The 19834-nt window shown below is 69.5% G+C and carries 15 protein-coding genes; 9 read left to right on the forward strand and 6 right to left on the reverse strand.

The window, feature by feature from the left end; genetic code table 11:
• Positions 1–284: 284 nt before the first annotated feature.
• Positions 285–959: a hypothetical protein gene (locus tag ACWDEN_RS38020; protein WP_351610835.1), complete on the reverse strand. Its 675-nt coding sequence runs from the start codon at positions 957–959 to the stop codon at positions 285–287.
• 605 nt (positions 960–1564) lie between these two features.
• Here ACWDEN_RS38020 and ACWDEN_RS38025 point away from each other — a divergent pair.
• The 3 genes from ACWDEN_RS38025 to ACWDEN_RS38035 are packed head-to-tail and all read left to right on the forward strand — an operon-like array spanning position 1565 to position 6084.
• The gene (locus ACWDEN_RS38025) at positions 1565–2392 is read left to right on the forward strand and encodes an FAD binding domain-containing protein (protein ID WP_351610838.1); all 828 of its coding nucleotides are present in this window, start codon (positions 1565–1567) and stop codon (positions 2390–2392) included.
• Positions 2389–5106 carry a molybdopterin-dependent oxidoreductase gene (locus ACWDEN_RS38030; protein WP_450862486.1) on the forward strand — a complete coding sequence of 906 codons (2718 nt, stop codon included), beginning with the start codon at positions 2389–2391 and terminating at the stop codon, positions 5104–5106. The genes ACWDEN_RS38025 and ACWDEN_RS38030 overlap by 4 nt, the downstream gene beginning before the upstream one ends.
• A gap of 6 nt (positions 5107–5112) precedes the next feature.
• A complete protein-coding gene (locus ACWDEN_RS38035; RefSeq protein ID WP_351610842.1) occupies positions 5113–6084 on the forward strand; it encodes an antibiotic biosynthesis monooxygenase in 972 nt (323 codons plus the stop codon).
• 741 nt (positions 6085–6825) lie between these two features.
• On the opposite strand, the gene ACWDEN_RS38040 is transcribed toward ACWDEN_RS38035, so the two are convergent.
• Positions 6826–8643, reverse strand: a complete 1818-nt coding sequence (locus ACWDEN_RS38040) for a hydroxysqualene dehydroxylase (RefSeq protein WP_450862487.1) — start codon at positions 8641–8643, stop codon at positions 6826–6828.
• A gap of 1157 nt (positions 8644–9800) precedes the next feature.
• On the opposite strand from ACWDEN_RS38040, the gene ACWDEN_RS38045 reads away from it, so the two are divergent.
• Positions 9801–10343 carry a GNAT family N-acetyltransferase gene (locus tag ACWDEN_RS38045; protein WP_450862489.1) on the forward strand — a complete coding sequence of 181 codons (543 nt, stop codon included), beginning with the start codon at positions 9801–9803 and terminating at the stop codon, positions 10341–10343.
• On the opposite strand, the gene ACWDEN_RS38050 is transcribed toward ACWDEN_RS38045, so the two are convergent.
• Both ACWDEN_RS38050 and ACWDEN_RS38055 read right to left on the reverse strand, forming a co-directional pair.
• Positions 10327–10860, reverse strand: coding sequence for a transposase (locus ACWDEN_RS38050; RefSeq protein WP_450862491.1), 534 nt, complete (start codon positions 10858–10860; stop codon positions 10327–10329). The genes ACWDEN_RS38045 and ACWDEN_RS38050 overlap by 17 nt on opposite strands.
• Before the next feature lie 84 nt (positions 10861–10944).
• A complete protein-coding gene (locus ACWDEN_RS38055; RefSeq protein ID WP_450862493.1) occupies positions 10945–11265 on the reverse strand; it encodes a GYD domain-containing protein in 321 nt (106 codons plus the stop codon).
• Between the two features lie 729 nt (positions 11266–11994).
• Here ACWDEN_RS38055 and ACWDEN_RS38060 point away from each other — a divergent pair.
• Positions 11995–12474 carry a hypothetical protein gene (locus ACWDEN_RS38060; protein ID WP_450862495.1) on the forward strand — a complete coding sequence of 160 codons (480 nt, stop codon included), beginning with the start codon at positions 11995–11997 and terminating at the stop codon, positions 12472–12474.
• A gap of 372 nt (positions 12475–12846) precedes the next feature.
• Here ACWDEN_RS38060 and ACWDEN_RS38065 read toward each other — a convergent pair whose 3' ends face one another.
• Both ACWDEN_RS38065 and ACWDEN_RS38070 read right to left on the reverse strand, forming a co-directional pair.
• Positions 12847–13548 carry a TetR/AcrR family transcriptional regulator gene (locus ACWDEN_RS38065; protein WP_351610855.1) on the reverse strand — a complete coding sequence of 234 codons (702 nt, stop codon included), beginning with the start codon at positions 13546–13548 and terminating at the stop codon, positions 12847–12849.
• A 242-nt stretch (positions 13549–13790) separates the two neighbouring features.
• Entirely contained in the window at positions 13791–15056 is a 1266-nt protein-coding gene (locus tag ACWDEN_RS38070) for a SpoIIE family protein phosphatase (protein WP_450862497.1), read from the reverse strand.
• Positions 15057–15781: 725 nt separating this feature from the next.
• Between ACWDEN_RS38070 and ACWDEN_RS38075 the strand changes: the two genes are divergently transcribed.
• The 4 genes from ACWDEN_RS38075 (at position 15782) to ACWDEN_RS38090 (ending at position 19652) form a co-directional block, all read left to right on the forward strand.
• A complete protein-coding gene (locus ACWDEN_RS38075; RefSeq protein ID WP_351610858.1) occupies positions 15782–16126 on the forward strand; it encodes a hypothetical protein in 345 nt (114 codons plus the stop codon).
• 90 nt (positions 16127–16216) lie between these two features.
• Entirely contained in the window at positions 16217–16741 is a 525-nt protein-coding gene (locus ACWDEN_RS38080; RefSeq protein ID WP_351610861.1) for a PadR family transcriptional regulator, read from the forward strand.
• Positions 16738–17424, forward strand: a complete 687-nt coding sequence (locus ACWDEN_RS38085; RefSeq protein ID WP_351610864.1) for an ABC transporter ATP-binding protein — start codon at positions 16738–16740, stop codon at positions 17422–17424. The genes ACWDEN_RS38080 and ACWDEN_RS38085 overlap by 4 nt, the downstream gene beginning before the upstream one ends.
• The gene (locus ACWDEN_RS38090; protein WP_351610867.1) at positions 17421–19652 is read left to right on the forward strand and encodes an ABC transporter permease; all 2232 of its coding nucleotides are present in this window, start codon (positions 17421–17423) and stop codon (positions 19650–19652) included. The genes ACWDEN_RS38085 and ACWDEN_RS38090 overlap by 4 nt, the downstream gene beginning before the upstream one ends.
• Positions 19653–19834 lie beyond the last annotated feature (182 nt).

The following is a 19834-nucleotide window of genomic DNA, read 5'->3' on the forward strand; positions in this document are numbered from 1 at the left end:
CCTCCCCGGCCAACCTGGGCGGGCGTAGATCGGATGTCACGTAATGATCTCCGGCGGCGGACGTGACCGGTGGCCGTGATCTCAGGGCCGTGTCCAGCACGAACCGACAGCACGCCGGGTTCGAGCGAGGCGGCCACCGTGCGCCACGCATCCGGCACGAGGCTCCCTCCCGTCCACGAACCGCCGCACGGGATCGGGGCTGCTCGCCGGCCGCCCTGCTGAGCCGCCCCCGGCTGCCTCGCGGGTATACGGACCGCGAGGCAGCCAGGAGCACGATCGGGGGATCAGCCGTGGACGACGAACGTCTTGGCCTTACCGGAGTGGCTGGAGCAGGACTGCTTCTCCTCAGCGGTCATCTTCCTGGACTTCACGACCACCGCGTTGCTCTGGCCGTCCGTCCCGTTCGGGGCAGGCCCGGTGATGACGTCGGGGACGAACCAGAAATAGTGACCCCACTTCCGGTTGTCGTAATGGGTCTGCCATGTGCCGGAGACGGTCTGCATCACCTGCGCACGGGAGATCCAGCCGACTTCACCAGGTTTCACGGTCATGTTGACGGAGCTGGTCTCCGAGTGCGTGCTCGACCAGGTGTGGCTGTAAGTCGCCGTCACGCTGAGGTCGATGATTCCGGCTATCTTGCCGCCCGCCGTCACGGATACGCCCGCCGAGTCCGTGGAACCGACCGTGTCGGACCAGGTCATCGACTGGGTGGCAGGCGAGGTGCTGCAGTTGTAGAGCGAGTCGGAGACCCGGTGGAACTCTCCGAGGTACGCCTGGCCCAACTGCGGTTCGTTGAAGGTGCACTTCCCTTCACCCGTGTCGCAGTCGGCTATGAGCTGTGCCCGGGTGGGCTGGTCATCGGCCGAAGCCGGAACGGCTATCGCCGCGACCATGCCCAGGGCAGCCGCTGAGAGCGCCACCATCCGTCCGCCGTAGCGCGTCCTGCGGTTGTTCGCCATACATGTGCCTTTCGCTGTGCATGAGGGGGGTCGGTGATCGCAGGAAGAGCAACTGCAGTTACCGCGATCACCGCCTGCCGCGATCTAGGAGTCGCAACAACTGACCTATCTACACCACCAGTTGAAGAAATCCCAGCCGCGGACCACCTTCCGCCGGTAAGTGATCGGCGGGATCCGCCTCGCCTCCGCGATGGCGTGCCGCTCTCCCCGGCCGAGGACCGCGGTTCGCCGCCGCTGGAGGCACCCGACGTGGTGACGCGACCGAGGCGCTCGTCGCATGTAGCAGCGGATTCGCTGTGGCGAGTCCGGGAGCGGCCAGATGTCAGGCCGTCGTGCCGGCCGCATGCCGGCCCTTCGCGTGGGCGTGCCACCCGACGAGCGCCATTACGGTCCGGAGTTGGTCAGCTACTTTCAGCTTTCCTTGGCCGGGCTCTCATCCGCCTGCTGCGATAAGCTGTAGCGAGAGTGTGCTCGCCGGTCCCTCGCGGCTCAGCCGCCCCGAACGGCGCGGCATGGCGGCCGACACCTGCTCGGTCAGCGGGAAATCCCACAGTGCCAGGGGACAGTTGCCTTCCCGGGGTCCGTTCTCCCGTAGGTCGGTTTTCATGGACCTGAACACCATCACCGAAGTCATCCGGCGACCGTCCGAGCGGCCAGGCAGGGACTGGCACGAGGGCGACGCCTGGCTCGCAGGCGGAACATGGCTCTATTCCACGGAGCAGCCGGACCTGCGACGGCTGATCGACCTGACGGCGTTGCGCTGGGAACCTCTTGTTCCGACCGACGAGGGCCTGGAGATCAGCGCCACATGCACCATTCGCGACCTGTACGCCTTCCCATGGCCGCAGGCCTGGACCGCCGGAATCCTCTTCCGGAAAAGCTGTGAGGCATTCCTGTCCTCGTTCAAGGTCTGGAACGCGGCGACCGTCGGCGGAAACATCTGCATGTCCTTGCCCGCCGGACCGATGATCACGTTGTCGGTCGCACTGGAGGCGCAGTACGAACTCTGGGCGCCCGACGGCTCCGTGCGCTTCGTCGACGCCCTCGATTTCGTCACGGGCGACCACCAGAACGTTCTCGCCCCCGGGGAGATCCTTCGGCGCATCACCATTCCGGAGCGCGCGCTGCGCAAACGCACCGCGCACCGTCGCTTCACGCTGACCCGGCTCGGCCGTTCGACGGTGTTCCTCGTCGGCACGCAACGGCTGGGAGCGAGTGACCTGGTACTCACGGTCACCGCCGGCACCACGCGGCCGGTCCGCATCGCCTTCGACTCCCTGCCCGATGTTCGAACCCTGCGGCAGAGCATCGACGCCGTGCCGGCCGACGTCTGGTTCGCCGATCCCAACGGGACCCCTGACCACCGCCGGCATCTGACACGGCACTTCGCCGAAGAGATCTGCCGCGAACTCACGGCTGGGGACCTGGCATGAGCTACCTCGTGAACGGCAAGGCATTCGACCGGGAACCAGCGCCCGGCCAGTGCCTGCGCACCTTCCTGCGCGAACTCGGCCACTTCGGCGTCAAGAAGGGGTGCGACGCGGGCGACTGCGGCGCCTGCACGGTCTGGCTGGACGGCGTACCGGTGCACAGCTGCATCACCCCCGCGTTCCGCGCGGACGGCCGCGAGGTCACCACGATCGAAGGCCTTGGACGGCCCGGCGCCCTCCATCCCATGCAGCGGCAGTTCGAGGACGCCCCGGGGTTCCAGTGCGGTTTCTGCACCGCAGGGATGATCATGACGTCGGCGACCTTCACCGAGGACCAGAAGGCGGATCTGCCACGGGCGTTGAAGGGCAACCTCTGCCGCTGCACCGGATACCGGGCGATCGAGGACGCCGTGAAGGGCGTCAGTGCGGTGGAGACGGCGGCACCGGGCAAGGCCGTCGGGACGAGCGTCGGCGCTCCCGCGGGCCACGACGTGGTGACGGGTCACGCCGAGTTCACCATGGACACGCGCATCGACGGCATGTTGCACCTCAAGGTGCTGCACTCACCCCACGCGCACGCCCGGATCCTCTCGGTCGACAGGAGCGCCGCGCTCGCGGTGCCCGGGGTGCACCGGGTCTACACCTGGGAAGACGTACCCCGCAGGCGCTTCACCACGGCGATCCACACCGACCACCTGGTCGACCCGGACGACACCTACATCCTCGACGACACGGTCCGCTTCGCCGGCCAGCGCGTCGCCGCGGTCCTGGCCGACACGGTCGGGGCGGCCGAGGAGGGCTGCCGGCGTCTCGCGGTCGAGTACGAGGTGCTGCCGGCGGTGTTCGACCCGGAGGCGGCGATGGCGGACGGGGCACCCCAACTGCACGGCTCCCACGATCCGTTCGTCCGGGACCCCGTCCACAACCTCCTGCTCGAACTCCACTCGCACATCGGCGACGTCGACGCGGGATTCGCCGCGGCCGACGTGATCCACGAAGGCACATACTTCTCGCCTCGGGTGCAGCACGCGCATCTGGAGACCCATGGTTCCATCGCCTGGATGGAGGACGGCCGGCTGAACGTCCGCACCAGTTCGCAGTCACCGTCGATCGCGAAGGTCAAACTGGCGTACCTGTTCGCGTTGCGCCCGGACCAGCTGAGGGTGTTCTGCAAGCGCGTCGGCGGCGGATTCGGCGGCAAACAGGAGGTGATCGCCGAGGACCTGGTCGCGCTTGCCACCTTGGACACCGGGCGGCCCACCTGCCTCGAGTACACCCGCGAGGAGGAGTTCACCACAGCTTCCCCGCGGCATCCGATGACCCTGACGGTCAAGCTCGGCGCGAAGGCCGACGGAACGCTCACCGCCTTCCAGATACGCAACGTGTCGAACACCGGCGCCTACGGCAACCACGGCGGCGAAACGCTGTACGCGGGCGGGGCCGCCGTCATGATCTACCGCTGCCCCAACAAGAAATATGACGCGTACTCCGTCTACACGAACACCGTGCCGAGCGGGGCGCTGCGAGGTTACGGGATGACGCAGCCGGCGTTCGCCGTGGAGTCGGCCATGGACGAACTGGCCCGCGCCCTTCAGATCGACCCGCTGGAACTGCGCCGACGCAACATCGTGCGGCCGGGTGAGCCCCTGGTCGCCCTGCACGACGGCCCCGACGACGTCATCTTCACCGAGGACGGACTCGCCAAGTGCATCGACCTCGTGGACGATGCCCTGGCCCGTACGGCCGACCTGCCCCCTCCCGGTCCCGAGTGGCTCGTCGGAGCCGGAGCGGCGAGTTCCCTGCATGAGACCGCGCCCCCGACGGAACACCTCTCCGAAGCCTGGGTCACCCTGGGCGACGATCTCATCTACGAACTGGCCGTCGGAACCCCCGAGTTCGGGGAGGGAACCTCCACGGCCCATGTCCAGATCGCAGCCAACCAGCTGGGCACGACACCCTCCCGGATCCGTCTGGTGCAGTCCGACACCGACCGCACGGGATTCGACACCGGTGCCTTCGCGAGCGCGGGCCTCTTCGTGGCGGGCAACGCGGTCCTGCGGGCGGCCAATGCCGTGCGCGACCGCATCCTGGAATTCGCCGCGGCGCACACGGGCGTCCATGTCGTGATGTGCACGATGGACGACGACGGTGTCGTCTGCGGGGACCGGCGCGTGTCCCTGGCCGAACTCGTCGCGTTGGCCCGGGCGCGTGGAATCCGTTTCACCGCCGCACGCAAGGCATACGGCTCGCCCCGGAGCGTCACCTCCAACACGCAGGGGTTCCGGGTCGCCGTGCACCGCGTGACGGGTGAGATACGGATCCTGTACAGCGTGCACGCGGCGGACGCCGGGGTGATCATCAACCCGGCGCAGGTCCGGGGACAGGTGGAGGGCGGTGTCGCCCAGGGGATCGGCTTCGCGTTGACCGAGAACCACCACGTGGACGACAGCGGCGTCATGGTCAACCCGAACCTCCGAAACTACCGCATCCCCACCTACGCCGACGTCCCCCGTACCGAGGTGCTCCTGGTGGGCTCGGCGGATTCGGTGGGGCCCATGCGGGCCAAGGGGATGGCCGAGTGCTGTATCAACCCGGTGGCCCCCGCGCTCGCGAACGCGGTGCATGACGCGACGGGCGTCCGCTACCGTGCGCTGCCGCTGACTCCGGAACGCATCTACGGCCGACTCCCCGCAGAGCAGTCGGTGTCGACAGGTTGAGCCACCATGAACACCGGAAAGAACATAGCTGCCGCGGCGACGGCGATCATCGGGCAGAAGGTCCTGCCCGGCGTGGAGCGCGAGTTCGAGGCGTGGCAGAAGGACCTCAACTCTGCGGCCGCCTACTACCCCGGCTTCCTCGGCGCCGAGATCTCACCGCCGACATCGCTGCAACCCGACTGGGTCGTCGTGTACAGGTTCGACTCGGTGGCGCATCTGCAGGCGTGGATCAACAGCGCGACCAGGCAGACGTATCTCGACGTCGGCGCCAAGTACTTCGACGGCCCTGCGACCCAGCAGGTGGTCAGCAGCGGCACGCAGGCACTGGATCCGCTGGTCACCGTGGTGGTCACCCACCGCGTCCACCCGAACCAGGTCGACGACTTCCTCGCCTGGCAGCACCGCATGGTCCAGGAGGAGAGCAAGTTCGAGGGGTTTCGCGGGACGGAGCTCTTCCGTCCCATCGAGGGGCTCCAGGAGGAATGGACCACGCTGTACCGCTACGACAGCGCCGAACACCTCGACGCCTGGCTGACATCGCCCGAACGGCAGAAGATCCTGGCCGAGGGCGAGAAGTTCAGCGACTTCAAACTGCACACGATCGACAATTCGTTCGGCAGTTGGTTCGCCTTCGAGGGCAACGGCAAGGAGGCACCGCCGCCGCCCTCCGAGACCAGGACCTCCCTCGCCGTCTGGGTCGGCCTCTACCCGACTGTCGTGCTCCTGACGCTGGCTCTGTCCCCGCTGCACATGCCGCTCTGGATCGGCCTGCTCGTGGGAAACCTGCTCTCGAGTTTCCTCATGAGCTTCCTCACCATGCCCTACTACGTGAACCCGCTGCTCGGGCGCTGGCTGCGGCCGTCGCCGGACGAGCCGGCAAGGGCCAACGTCCGTGGCCTCGGTGTCGTCGTGGTGGCGATAGCCTTCTGGGCAGTCGTCTTCTACCTCGTCACGGTCCGGTTCTGGACGCTGCCCTGACCGGCGACCGCACGGAGCGTCGTCGGCCGGGGGCCGTGTACTGGTCCGGGCCGTAGTGGCCCGACAAGGCGAGTGCTGGTTCGGTGCTGACCAAAAGCCTTGTTCTGCACGTGGTGGTCCACGTCGCGGCGCTCGGGTACCTCGTCGCCCGGGAGGACATCGCCAGGTCCCTGGACACCGATCCGGACAGCCACGGCCGTGCTACGGGACGCCGGCGGGAGCCGGCTGCTCCGCCCAGATGGTCTTGCCGCTCTCGGAGCAGCGGGTGCCCCCGGCGGTCGACCGGCGGCGCGACCATGAAGAGGCTGCGGCCACGTTCGCCGCTTTCGGAGGCGACCCCTACGCGCGGGGGCGCGCCTGTGCCGTCCGCGATCTCGCAGACGAGTGACCGGTGCCGGATGAGCCGGGGACGGTGAGTGCTCGTGCGTGGCCGACGACCGGGGGATCGGAGGGGAGATCCCAGGTCGCCACACCGTCTGCCAGGAGGGCTTGCGGGCGGGCGCCGCGCGCCGCACGCCCGCCGCACCGTTCACCAAGGTCGGCCTCGCCGGTGTCGTCGCCGGGAAGATACGCGTGACAGCCGCGCTCGGCGCGATCACCGTGGCCCTGCCCTCGCCGCAGCCTTCGCCCTCCACCGCCGCACAGCCGCCCGGTACGCCCTCGACCTTCTCCTGCGTCTGGTGCCTGGTGCACACCGCGAAGCTGACGCACAGGGAGAGGGCGCGGGGGAGAGAGAACCGCTCACCCCAGGTCGAAGGTGTTGGGCAGTCCCAGTCTGTAGCGCACCTCGTCGATCCGCTTCAGGGGCTCCATCTCCGGCGGCCGGTACAGCTCCCACACACGGCACCGCTCGGCGTCCGAGCGGTCGGCGTCGAGCAGGGCGTTGACGGCTCGCCGCGCTGACTCGTTGGCACCTTCCATGGTCGCCAGGTCGACGTCGGTGCGGACGTAGTCGCCCGCGAGGAAGAAGTTCGGGATCGCCGTCCGCGCCGAGGGACGATGGTAGAGCGTGCCCGTCGGGTGGATGAGGAGCTGTTCGCGGTTGTGCGGGTCAGGGCCGCCCAGGCCTGTCACCGCCGGGTCCATGAACCAGCCGAGGCGGTCCTCGTCCCTGAGCGTGGTCTTGCCCGTGTCGTTCAGCCCGTCCTTCAGCTGCGCCCACAGCTCGGCGACGATCTCGTCCCTCGTGCACTCCTTGGCCGTCTTGCCGTACAGGATGCCCGGCTTGTCCCACTCCGAGATGATTGCGGAGAGGCAGTCGTGAGCCCGCCCGTCGCCGTAGTCGCGGGAGAAGTCCCGTACGTCCCAGAACTGCGCCTGGCCGATGGCCGTCACCGACCAGGGTGAGTCGAGGCAGTTGATGTGGCCGTGCACGACGGGTGTGGGCGTGCGCAGGTAGAACATCACGCCGGTCATCCAGTCCGTCTTCAGCGCCTCGCACCGGCCGAGCTGCGGGTCGGCGGCGCGCAGAGCCGTGCCCCAGGTGGCGCGGGCGTGCTCGACGGGCATGGCGGAGACATAGTGGTCGGCGGTGACCGCCCGCTCGTGGCCGCCGTCGCGGGCAGCGACGCGGACGCCGGTCACCCGCCCGCCCTTGTACCCGACCTCCAATACCTGCGTGCCGGTCACGAAGTCGACGCCGAGCGAGCGCAGGTGCGCCTCCCAGGGGTCGATCCAGGCCTCGCTGGTGGGAGCGTTCAGGACGCGGTCGATGTCGGCGTCGCCGTCCAACCCGCGGCCGAGCAGGCCCCACAGGATCAGCGCCTCGATGATGACGCGCCCCACGGTCCTGGTCGACGCCACCTCGGCGCGAGTGGCGACGAGGTTGCGGGTCTGCCCGATGCCGAGGAGCGTCTGGTACTCCCTGCTCATCTCCCCCGCGCGGATGAAGTCCCACCAGGCGACCTTCTCCCACTGGCCCTCGCGCCGTGCGTCGCAACTGGTGAGGTGGACAAGGAGACGGTCGGCGAAGTACGCGACCTCGTGGGCGGGCAGGCGGGTGCCCACGTCCAGGGCGGACAGGATCTGGTCGCGGATCCAGGACGCGGTGATGTCGCCGGGCGCCGGCGGGGTCGTGATCCTGCGCAGCGGGAAGTGCAGGTCGGGGCGGCCGGAGCCGCGGGCGAACAACTCCTCGGTGGCGGTGCGGAGGTTGCCGTGGACGCCGTCGGCGTTGCCGGGGAAGGGGATGCGGCGCATCGTGTCCGGCAGGTTCCGGTAGAAGCCGGGGAAGAAGCGGAACCCGTGCTCACCGGGCAGGGGCTTGCGGCCGTCGGCGGCCGTGCCGGGCACGTCCATCGAGCGGGCCTTGCCGCCGAGGGTGTCGTAGTACTCGTAGACGGTGACGGCGTAGCCGCGTTCAGCGAGTTCGTGGGCGGCGCTGAGCCCGGAGACTCCGCCGCCGAGGACGGCGACGCGCCGGCGGGAGGGCGTGGCCGCGGCTGCCCGCGCTCCGGGCCGTAACGCGGTCGCGCCGACCGCGCCGCCGGCGGCCGTGAGGAAACGTCTGCGGGAATGCCCGACGGCCGGCCGGGGCTGCTGCGCGTGTTCTGTTGTCATGCTTCCGGGAGGGTAGGGAGGGTTCCGGCAGCCCGGAAGCCTGTTTCCCGTCCTCCACAGCATCCTCACCACCACGGGGAGAAACAGACATGCGACGAATCACCGAGGTCGGCGAGGAGGTCCTGCACCAACCGGTGCCGGGATATGACGGAGTTCGGGCCCGACCTCTCAGCGAGCCGGACAAGTCGCGGCTGAACACGCCGAGTTCGAGTTCGAGCAGCGCTCGAGGCCGTACCCGAGTAAGAAGGACAGAGGCAGCAACTTCGCCGAGTTCGGCCACCAGCTCCTGATCACTCGTGGCACATGGACGCGTCGTTCATACCCGCGCCGACCGACATGGGACACACACACTCTGTTCGGCCACGTCCAGACCCAGTGGACTGGCACGGGCAAGGAAACCATCCCGGCTGTGTCCTGCCCGGCTTCAGCCCGCATGGACGGTCGACACCAACCTGTACCCGGCGGCCGGCGCCAACCACCGGTTCATGCAGGAGAACATGGCCACCGATGGACGGAACCCAGTGGAACTCGGAGAAGAACCGTCATTTGAGACGAGCTGCGTCGAGTACGCAATGGCGTCGATCCGTGACTCCAGCGGAAGCGCGGCGTTCGGTCTGCTGACGGATGTCGAACAGGACCCCAACGGTCCGTCGAGCACCGAGAAATGCGGCCGTGCGGGACTGAACGCCGCCCCTAAGCTGTTGCCGGATGTCCGGACCGTCGCCGACGAGGCCGACGACTCCAGGAGGCGATTCGGCGGGCGAGGCGCTCGGCCGGTCCCGCGGCGGGCTGACCACGAAACTCCACTTGCGACGGACGGCATGTGCCGCCCACTGGCGCTCGTCGACACACCGGGAGAGCGGGCCTGGCGCATCCAGTTCGAAGTGGTGATGGACCGAATCCGGGTGCGTGCCCGCACGGGGTGGGTCGGCCACCACGCACCCCGGAGAGTGTCAGCGCGGACCGTGTCCACAGCGACGGCATCGTCCGTGCCTACCTGCGACGGCGCGGGATCCGCCACGAGATTCCGGAGCAACGCGACAGCAAGGCCGCCCAGCGCCGCAAGGGAACACGGGGCGGGCGGCCCGTCTGAGACGTGTATCGAAAGTGCCTGGTGAGGATGGCGGAGAGCCCATTTTGTGATCCAGAATGATTGGATGGTCACGCTTGAGACTCCCCGTTTGATCCTGCGTCGCTGGCGCGAGGAAGACGTTGCGCCCATGGCTGCCATCAATGCCGACCCCGAGGTCATGCGGTGGATACGTGACGGCAGCGTCCGTGACGAACAGCAGACTCGCGACGGGATTCAGGCATGGGAGAGCGAGTGGGAGACACAGGGCTTCGGCCTGTTCGCCGTGGAGATCCGGTCCACTGGCGAGCTGGCCGGGTTCACGGGCCTGTCGGTGCCCGACTTCCTGCCGGAGGTACTGCCGGCGGTTGAGGTCGGCTGGCGGCTGGGACGTTCCCACTGGGGGCAGGGCTTGGCCACCGAGGCCGCTGCGGCCGCTGTACGGTTCGGGTTCGAAGAGCGAGGGCTGGAACGGATCGTCAGCATCGCTCAAGTGGGCAACGACGCCTCCGAACGGATCATGACCAAGCTGGGGATGTGTCCGGTCCGTGAGACCGTCAATCCCACCGGCGGTCGGCGAGTTCGGGTGTTCGAGTTGTCGTCGGACCAATACGTCACAACCACTCGTTGATGGCGGCAACGAGGACGTTAACCTCGTAGCGGACCGCGAGTTTGTCGTACCTGGTGGCCTGCTCGACAGCCAAGTGCAGCTTGGCCTTGAACCTGCCGCGCGAACGCCCCAGCCCGTGATCACCGGGCTCGTCGAAGACACCGCCCGGTGGTTCCTTCTGCAGCTCACCCTGCTTGCGGGCCCCGGCCGCATGCTGATCGGCACGGCACACGGTGGAGTCGACGCTCAGGTCCCACGCGATCGCGCCCTTCGTATCGGACAGGGCCTGGAGCCGGCTGAGAACCTGGTGCCAGGTGCAGTCTCGCTGACACCGGCGAGACAGGTCGTGGATCCGGCACCATGGCCCGTACTCGACGGGCATGTCCCGCCATGGCCCCCCGGTGCGGACCCGGAACCGTATGCCGTCGATCAACTGCCGCCGGGACCAGACCGGCGGCGGCCGCTCCACCTCACTCCTCTTCGGCAACGACTGCTCCAGGACCGCCCACTGCTCATCCGTGAGATCTCCCCGCCCCATGAACCGAGATCATCCACAGCTCAAGATCTACTTTCGATGCACGACCTGGCACGCATCATGCGCGACCTTTCCGGCCATCTGGGTTCACGCGCCGGGAGGGCGGAAGGTGACCTGTCGGCGCGTAGCCTCGTCGATCTCCTCGAGAGTGAGGAGGGGAGTGGCCCGCGTGTGGAGTGCGCCGCTGGCCTTGACGCTGAGGCTGACGGCGGCCATGGAGACTGGGTCGGGGAGGTCGAGGATGCACACGAGGTCGTCCTCTCCGAAGGCGAAGTACATGGCCTCGACCGTCCCGCCGAGACCGGCGACGACGTGGTCGACGGCGGCGCGGCGGCCACTCGCGCCCTCCTTGAGCAAGCCCTTCGTCCCCTCGGGCGTGTAGGTGGCGTGGATGAGAAACTTCGGCATAGGGGCGCTCCCTGCCCGTGACTTGTCCGGTATGCAGATCGGCCTTCCCGCCGGCACGCCGACCGCCAATCAACGGACGGCTGGATTCACTCGTACGGCACACCGGCCTGTGCCTGCTGGGGCAGCGCCTGAAACGGCAAAAGGCCACCACCTTGGAAGACGAAACCTCCTCAGCTGGCCCTTCTCTGCTCCGCTGTTGCACCGCACCACCACAGCCCGCCCGCCTGTATGACTGACGATCAGCCGGAGCTGCCGATGCCTCGCACCCGGTCTGCCCCGCGTCGTCGAGGTCACTCAGCATGTCGGGCGTTCTTCGCTGGAGTGTGCCCAGCCGTCGCCGTGCACGGGAATCACCCCCCCGCATCTTGAACGGCCGGACATACACGGTGGCAGGCCGTCGCCGCACAGGACGAAACCCGTCGCCTCGCAGTCGACGGGCGGGGTGAGCCCGGACGCCCGGCCTTTGTGGGCCCGGCGAGCACCAGCGGGGCGTTCGGAGCGAAGGCACGCTCTCGCTGTCTCGCCAGGGCCGTGACGCCAGAAGGGGATGCGTGACCTGCTGTGACAAGCCTCACCGCGAATATGAGGGACCCCTCGACTACGCTGACAACGTCGAACATGAGGGCCTCCTCCGTTTGGTTCGGGCGGCTCCACGACGAACTGCTGCGAGCGTGCATCGCAGCCCAACGGAAGAGGCCGACCGCCTGCCTGCGCGGTCACGCACGAGACATGGAGATGACGATGAAGAGGTTGCTTGCGCGTGTCCAGGTCGCCGTCGCCGCCGCCGCGATCGCGGGCGGAGCCCTGCTCGGCAGTGCTGGGACGGCGATTGCGGCACCTGTTGCCCATGGCCAGGTTGCCGACGCCATGCCCGAGAAGGCCGGTGGCTTGGTCTCTTTCCCGGGTCGTCATGGGCGTGGACACGAGGGTGAACGCGACGATGGTCCGGACGGGCGCCGACTGTACGTCCGGCACGAAGGCAGGTGGACGGGCGGGACCCCGGTCCGCGAGTCCGTCGGTGTGGACCGCTGGTATGTGGACCAGCTCCGTGAAGCCGTTGGTGTGGACCGTTGGTATGCGGACCAGCTCCGTGAAGCCGTTGGTGTGGACCGCTGGTATGCGGACCAGCTCCGTGAAGCCGTCGATGTGGACCGCTGGTATGTGGACCAGCTCGTGCTGGTCCGGCCGTCGACCCACGGCGCACTGTGACCAACGGTGCGGGTCACGCTGGACCATCGGAGCAAGGGCTGTGAACTCGTTGCGAAGCGGGGTGTGCGAACTGCCGGTGCGGCCTGTCGTGGCGCACGACCTGTCGGTGTACCTGCGCATCGGACTGCGGTACGAGCCCGGCGATCCGTATGCCGTCCGTGCTGACTTTCACCCTGTCGGCGAGGACCGGACGATGGAGCGGATCTTCAGCCCGGCCCCTGGTGCGGCAGCGACGCCTCGCGCCTGATCATCAGGCTCGAGGCGTCGGGCTTGTCCTGTGCCCGTCAGTCGCGGGTGTCTGTCGCCTTGGGCGGAAGCCCCGTACTGGTCAGCGGCGCCGGGAACCCCGCGCGCCGCGAGGCCCCGGCCGCATCATTCCCCCTCGTCGCACTCGGGGCATTCCTCACGGGGGCATTCCAAGGAGATCAGAGTCTGTTCGACCTGCTGAGGCGTCAGCGGCGGCTCGGGCAGTTCGTGGGCGCACTCGGCGCGGAAGGCGTCGAGCATCAGGTGCAAGTGGCGGCGCCAGGCGTTGGGGGCCACGGCGCGGGTCGCCTGGATGATGCCCGCCTGGGACCAGATCACGAAAGCGATGTCCTCTGGTGTGACGTCCTTGCGCACGACGCCCCGCTGCTGTGCGTTGTGGAAGATCTGGCCGGACAGTTCCCTCGCCTGCTCCTGGACCTGGCTGGTGAGCACATGAGTGGGCAGCCGGGCCGAGACCAGGTCGTTGAAGGCGCGGTCACAGGCCTGAAGTTCGCAGAATTTCTCCAGGTAGTAGCAGAACCCCTGCCAGGCGTCGTCCATCGCGGCGGCCTGTTTCGCGGCCTCGAGCAGATCCAGGAACTTCACGGCGAAGAGTTCTTCGACCAGCGAGAGCCGGGTGGGGAAATGGCGGTAGAGGGTTCCGATCGCCACGCCGGCCTCGCGGGCGACTCCCTCCAAGGAGGCGCCCAGACCCTGGGCGGCGAACGCCTCACGCGCAGCGGCCAGGATCGCATCCCGATTGCGCTGCGCGTCACGGCGCAACGGTTTGGCCGGAGCTTCGGCGAACGGGACGGGACGGTCACTCATGCACTCCACCGTAACATGAGGACCCCCTCGAAATCGTGGCGGGCGGCGGTGAGATTGCCCGCGGACGGGACCGCCGAACAGGACGATGCGGAGGCGGGCGCCCGTTCCCTGCCGCTGCCTCCGAGCGGTGTCGGCGGAGCGCGATGACCGCCGTCTCACGAAGGACTTCCTCGGCGTGGTTCCACGGGAGCGTTCGCCCGGGCGGTCGTGGACGCCGATCCCCTCCGACGACATCGGCCCGGTCAGAACGGTCGGGTCGTTCGGTCCAGGCGGACGACGACGATGGCGATGTCGTCGTCGGCGCCGCCGGCGAGGTTGAGGCGGGCGAGGAGGGCGTCGGCGAGGTGTTCCGCGCCGAACTCGGTGCAGGTGGCGAGTATGGCGGTCAGGCGGGCCAGGCCGGTGTCGATGTCCTCGTCGCGGCGTTCGATCAGGCCGTCGGTGTAGAGGATGAGGGTGTCGCCGGGAGTGTAGGTGGCGTTGGCCTGGGGACGGGGGACGTGGTCGGGGCGGGCGCCCAGCGGTGGGTCGGTGGCCTGGTCGAGCAGCACGCAGGAGCCGTCCGGGTGAAGCAGGACGGGCGGGGGGTGACCGGCGCTGCTGTAGATGAGCAGTTGGCTGTGGACGTCGACGAGGACCTGGACGGCGGTGGCGGCCAGTGCTCCCTCGACCGAGCGGGCGTACAGGCCCAGGACCTCCAGGGCTTGGGCGGGGCCGTGGACGGTGCGGGTGGCGGCGCTCAGCGCGCTGCGGAGCCTGCCCATGACGGTGGCTGCCGTCAGTCCGTGGCCGACCACGTCGCCGACCGCGACGGTGAAGCGGCCCGCAGGCAGGTCGACCGCGTCGTACCAGTCGCCGCACACGTTCAGTGATCCGGTCGCGGGCAGGTAGCGCACGGCGATATTCGGGTGCCGGGCCAGGTCCGGGGAGTGGAGCATGGCTTCTTGGAGGGCGACGGCGATGCGCCGTTCACGGGCGTGGGCCTGCCGCAGTTCCTCGTTCAGCTGCTGCAGTTGCCGCGCCCGGGCGTACAGCTCGGCCTCCATCGCCGCTTCCCGGCCGGGGCTGACCGACGGCAGGTGCGCCGTGCGGCGGGAGCGGACGACATCGGTCATGTCCTCGGACCGGTGGATGATCCAGGCGACATTTCCGTCCGGGCCGAGGACGGGCACGTTGATCGCGGTCCACCACCGCTCCTTGAACACCTCCGGGTTGCCGGGGACCGGGATGTCGTACTTCTGCAGAGCCATGTGATCCGTCTGGTGGGAGGACAGCACACGGTGCAGTGAGGCTTTCAGCGTCGTCACCCCGTCGGCCTCCGGATCGGTGGGGTTGTCCGGGAAGGCGTCGAAGAGGTACTGCCCGAGCAGCTCGCTCTTGCTCCGTCCGGTCACCTCGCAGAAGGCCGGGTTGGCGTCGGCGATCACCAAGTCCGTGCTGAGCACCAGGCACGGGCTCGGAAGGGCTGCGAACACCCCTGGGTAGTCGATCTCCGGTGTCACACGCATTGCCTGCCAGTCGCTCGCTCTTCAATCTACGAGAAATCCGGCTCCCGCGCCCGCCCGGCTCGCTGGTGGGCACGGGTGGCAGCGGCGTACGCCCGTCGGACGTATGCCGTGATCGGGATCCGCCTGGTTGTGTGGTGTTCCTCTCCCGGCCCGGCTGGTTCCGGCGCCGGGTGGACGCAGCGGTCGCCCGGCAGGACCGCCTGTGGCGTGCACCCCTGCCCGCGGCGCTGTCGTTGGGCCGTGCTGTGGCGGCGGCGTGCGAAGAGGCTTGGGCATGGCGAGGCGGTGCGGGCGGTCCGGTGTGGGCGGTCCGGTCCGGGCCGGAGGGTTGCGCGGCGCGCCGAGGAGGCGGAGGAAGGGCCACATCGCCCGGCGTCTGGGCGCGCCGACCACGCAGACACGGAGGCCGTCGACCGTGGACCCGGCCGCGCGTCTGCTGGGCCGGCCGTAGCCTGCGGCAGGGTCCTGCCGATCGGGCGCGAGCCCGTCCACCGGGGTGGTGTATCCGGTGGACGCCCAGCCAGGCACACCGGACGGCGTTGCCGGTCACACGGAGGTGGGGACCCGGGGCGCGGCGGAACGGTTGGCGATCGCGAGTCCCGGACCCTGCTGCGCCGGCTGGGAGGCGACGCCGAGCAACCGCGATCCGCCGATGCCTGTCGCCGACCTGGCAGGCCTGCGCGGTCCTGCGGATCGGGGAGGCCCTGGGGCTGCGCCGCGACGGCATGTACCTGCTCGCCTCCTCTCGTGCGGCAGGGTGCGGTATCGAGGGCCCGCATGTCGCCCGCAACACATGCTTTGCCGCCCGCATCCAGCAACGGGTGAAGCGGCTGTCCGAAGCACTGGGCGAGCAGGTCTGGCGCGGGCCGGGTCTCGAAGCCTTCGGCGACATCGACGAACTCCGGCGCACGGTCACCAGCGTGGAAGAACACAACGTCGAGCCCTCAGCCGGCTGGAAGCACGCGATGCCGAACTCGCCGCCGCACGAGAGCCGCCGACCGGGCGCTGACCAACGCTCTGAACCAGCGTGCCTGACAGTCGGCTCAGGGCGACTGGCCGGCCGCCGGTGACCGGCCCGCGAACGGATGCGAGGCCCCACGACCAGTATGCACCCTCAGCAGATATACACTCAGAGTATATCTCCGGTGTATGGTCCTCGCATGAGTGTTCCTCTCACCCTGTTGGGGCTGCTGGAGCGGGAGCCGAGCCACGGCTACGACCTCAAGCGCGACTACGACGCCTTCTTCAACCGCGGCAAACCGCTGCCGTACGGGCAGGTCTATACGACCCTTGGCCGGTTGGCGCGGGACGGGAAGGTCATCGCCGGCGAGGCGGAGCCCGGAGTCGGCCCCGAGCGCAAGCGCTACGTGATCACCGAGGCGGGGGCGACGGAGTTCGAGACCTGGCTCGCCGAGCCGGTGGCCCCCGAGCCCAACCTGCAGACCGTGCTGTTCACCAAAGTCGTGCTGGCCCTGATGCTCGGCCGCGACGCCCAGCAGTATCTCGACACCCAGCGGGCCGCCCATCTGCAGCGCATGCACGAGCTGAACCAGCTGCGCCGCACCGGCCCGATCATCGACGCCCTGCTCGCCGACCACGGACTGTTCCACCTGGAGGCCGACCTGCGATGGATCGAGCTGACCACGGCCCGGATGGACAAGCTCGCAGCGGCGGTGCGCACATGACCGCCCTGATCGAGGCTCGCGACCTCACTCTCTCCTTCGGCGAGACCCCCGCCCTGCGCGGCGCCAGCCTGGCCATCGAGGCCGGCGAGGTGTTCGCCGTGATGGGACCCAGCGGCTCGGGCAAGTCCACGCTGCTGCACTGTCTGGCCGGCATCCTCACCCCCGACTCGGGCGAGGTGCACTTCGACGGACGCCGCATCGACACCCTGAGCGAGGCCGAGCGCAGCGCCCTGCGCCGCGACACCTTCGGCTTCGTCTTCCAGTTCGGCCAGCTCGTCCCCGAGTTGACCGCCGAGGAGAACGTCGCCCTGCCGCTGCTGTTCGCCGGCGTGCGCCGGGCAGCCGCGCTCGCCGAGGCCCGGCCCTGGTTCGCCCGGCTGGGCCTGGACGGCCTGGAGCGGCGCCGCTCCGGGGAGTTGTCGGGCGGTCAGGCGCAGCGGGTGGCGCTGGCCCGCGGTCTGGTGGCCCGGCCCAAGGTGCTGTTCGCCGACGAGCCGACCGGGGCCCTGGACTCGCTGACCGGTGAGCAGGTGATGGACCTGATGGTGGACGCGGCCCACGAGGAGGGCACCACCGTCGTCCTGGTGACCCACGAGCCCCGGGTCGCCGCGCACGCCGACCGGGAGGCCATCGTCAGGGACGGCAAGGCCGGCCTGCTCACGACGGGACGGATCGCCTCGTGATCGCCTTCGCGCTCCGCCTCGCGGTCAGCGGCGGCCGGGAGGCGGTCGCCCGGCTGGCGATGATCGCCGCCGCGGTCGCCATCGGCGTCGGGCTGCTGCTGTCGACCTTCGCCAGCATGAACGCCGTCGAGCGGACGAACCAGCGGCAGGTGTGGCTCGACACCGGCGCCGCGAGCCGTACCGAGCGGGCGTCGGCGGACCGGCTGTGGTGGTGGCCGCACGGCGACTACTACGAGGGCAAGTCCCTCACCGAGGTCGACGTCGCCGCGACCGGCCCCAACTCGCCCGTCCCGCCCGGCCTGACGCACCTGCCCGCGCCCGGCGAGTACTACGCCTCCCCCGCGCTGGCCCAGCTGATCCGCGACACCCCGGCCGACCAGTTGGGCGACCGCTTCCCCGGGCGTCTCACCGGCACGATCGGCGACGCCGCTCTGGCCTCCCCGGACTCGCTGATCGCCGTCATCGGCCGTAACCCCGCCCAGATCAAGGGCGCACCAGGAGCGAGAGCGGTCACCACCATCGCCGACACCCGGCCATCCACCTGCGACAACGAGTGCTGGGACAACGCCGTGCGCGGCGACGCGATGACACTCATCTCCTCCGTGGTGGCCGGGGCGCTGATCTTCCCGGTGCTGATCTTCATCGCCACCGCGACCCGTCTGTCCGCCGCCACGCGCGAGCAGCGGTACGCGGCGATGCGGCTGGTCGGCGCCACTCCCCGGCAGGTGTCGGTGATCTCGGCGGTGGAGTCCGCGCTGGCGGCGGCCGCCGGGACGGTGACCGGCTTCGGGCTCTACGCCGCGCTGCGCCCGCTGGTCGCCACCATTCCGCTCACCGGGCAGCAGCGGTTCTTCCTTGCGGATCTGACGCTCAGCACCCCGCAGACCCTCGGCGTCGTCGTCGGCGTGCCGGTGGCGGCGGCGATCGCGGCGCGCCTCGCGCTGCGCCGGGTCACCATCTCCCCGCTCGGCGTGACCCGCCGGGTGACCCCGCGCCCGCCGCGCGCCTGGCGGCTGATCCCGCTGCTGGCGGGCCTCGCCGAGCTGGCGTACTTCGTCTTCGCAGGCCGCCGCCCGGCGACCGGGAACGGCCAGACGGCGGCCTACCTCCCGGGATTCCTGGTGGTGATGCTGGGCCTGGTGATCGCCGGGCCGTGGCTGACCATGACCGCCGCCCGGGCGGTGGCCCGGCGCACCCGACGCCCGGCCGCCCTGATCGCGGTGCGCCGGCTCGCCGACGACCCGAAGACCGGCTTCCGCGCGGTCAGCGGCCTCGTCCTGGCCCTGTTCGTGACCACGGCAACAGTCAGCATCATCGGCACCATCAACGACTACCGAGGCACACTGGGCGGCGACCGGCAGACCCGGACGGTTGTGGAGGACGGCGGCGACGGCGAGGCGCCGCTGGCCGGGGCCATCCCGGCACGGCTGCTCACCGAGGTGCGGGCGATCCCGGGCGTGCGGGGCGTGGCCGTCGTTCACGCCAACCCCGACGGCATCGGCAAGGATCCCACCGATCCCCGCCCGGAGGCGCCTGCGCTGGTGTCCTGCTCCGACCTGGCGCAGACCCCGATGGTCGGCCGCTGCCCGGCCGGAGCGAGCGCCACGGCCGTCGACTTCTACGCCTTCGTCAGCCTGCAGTCGCGGCCGGACCAGTGGCGCGCCGCCTCGATCAGCACGGCCGCCCTCGCCAGGCTGCCCGTGCAGATGGTCTACGTGCCCACCGACGGGTCGAAAGCCGCCATGGAACGCGTACGGACCCTGCTCACCACCGCCTACCCGCACCAACAGGCCCGCACGGTGGGCGACTGGGGCACCAACTTGCAGCAAGAGCTGGCCGGTTGGCGGCAACTGGCCAACGTGGTGCTGCTGACCACCCTGCCGATAGCAGGCTGCAGCCTGGCGGTGAGCGTCGTCGCGGGACTGTCGGATCGCCGACGCGCGTTCGCGTTGCTGCGGCTCACCGGCGCGCCGCTGCGGTTGCTGCAGCGGGTGATCGGCCTGGAGAGCATGCTGCCGCTGCTGGCGGTGGCTGCGATCTCGATCGGTACGGCCTTCGCCGCCTCCGCCCTGTTCCTGAAATCGCAGATGCACTACGACCTGGTGTCGCCGGGCGCGGCGTACTACGCGCTCGTCGCCCTCGGCCTCGTCGCCTCGCTGGGCATCATCGCCTCGACCCTCCCTCTGCTCAAACGCATCACCGGCCCAGGGGCCGCCCGCAACGGCTGACGCGCCAACTCGTTGATGGAGCAGTGTTCTGCGGTGAACATCCTCGAAGTGGCGCACCGCATAGGCATGTTCGGCTGGTCGAAGGGCGGGATGCCGACCGCCCTCGTCATGATCGAAGGCCAGCGTCGTTCCGTGAAGCGTCGGGTCACCCCCACAACGGCGCGGGGGACGACAACGACAGC

Source organism: Streptomyces sp. NPDC001153 (assembly GCF_053598315.1).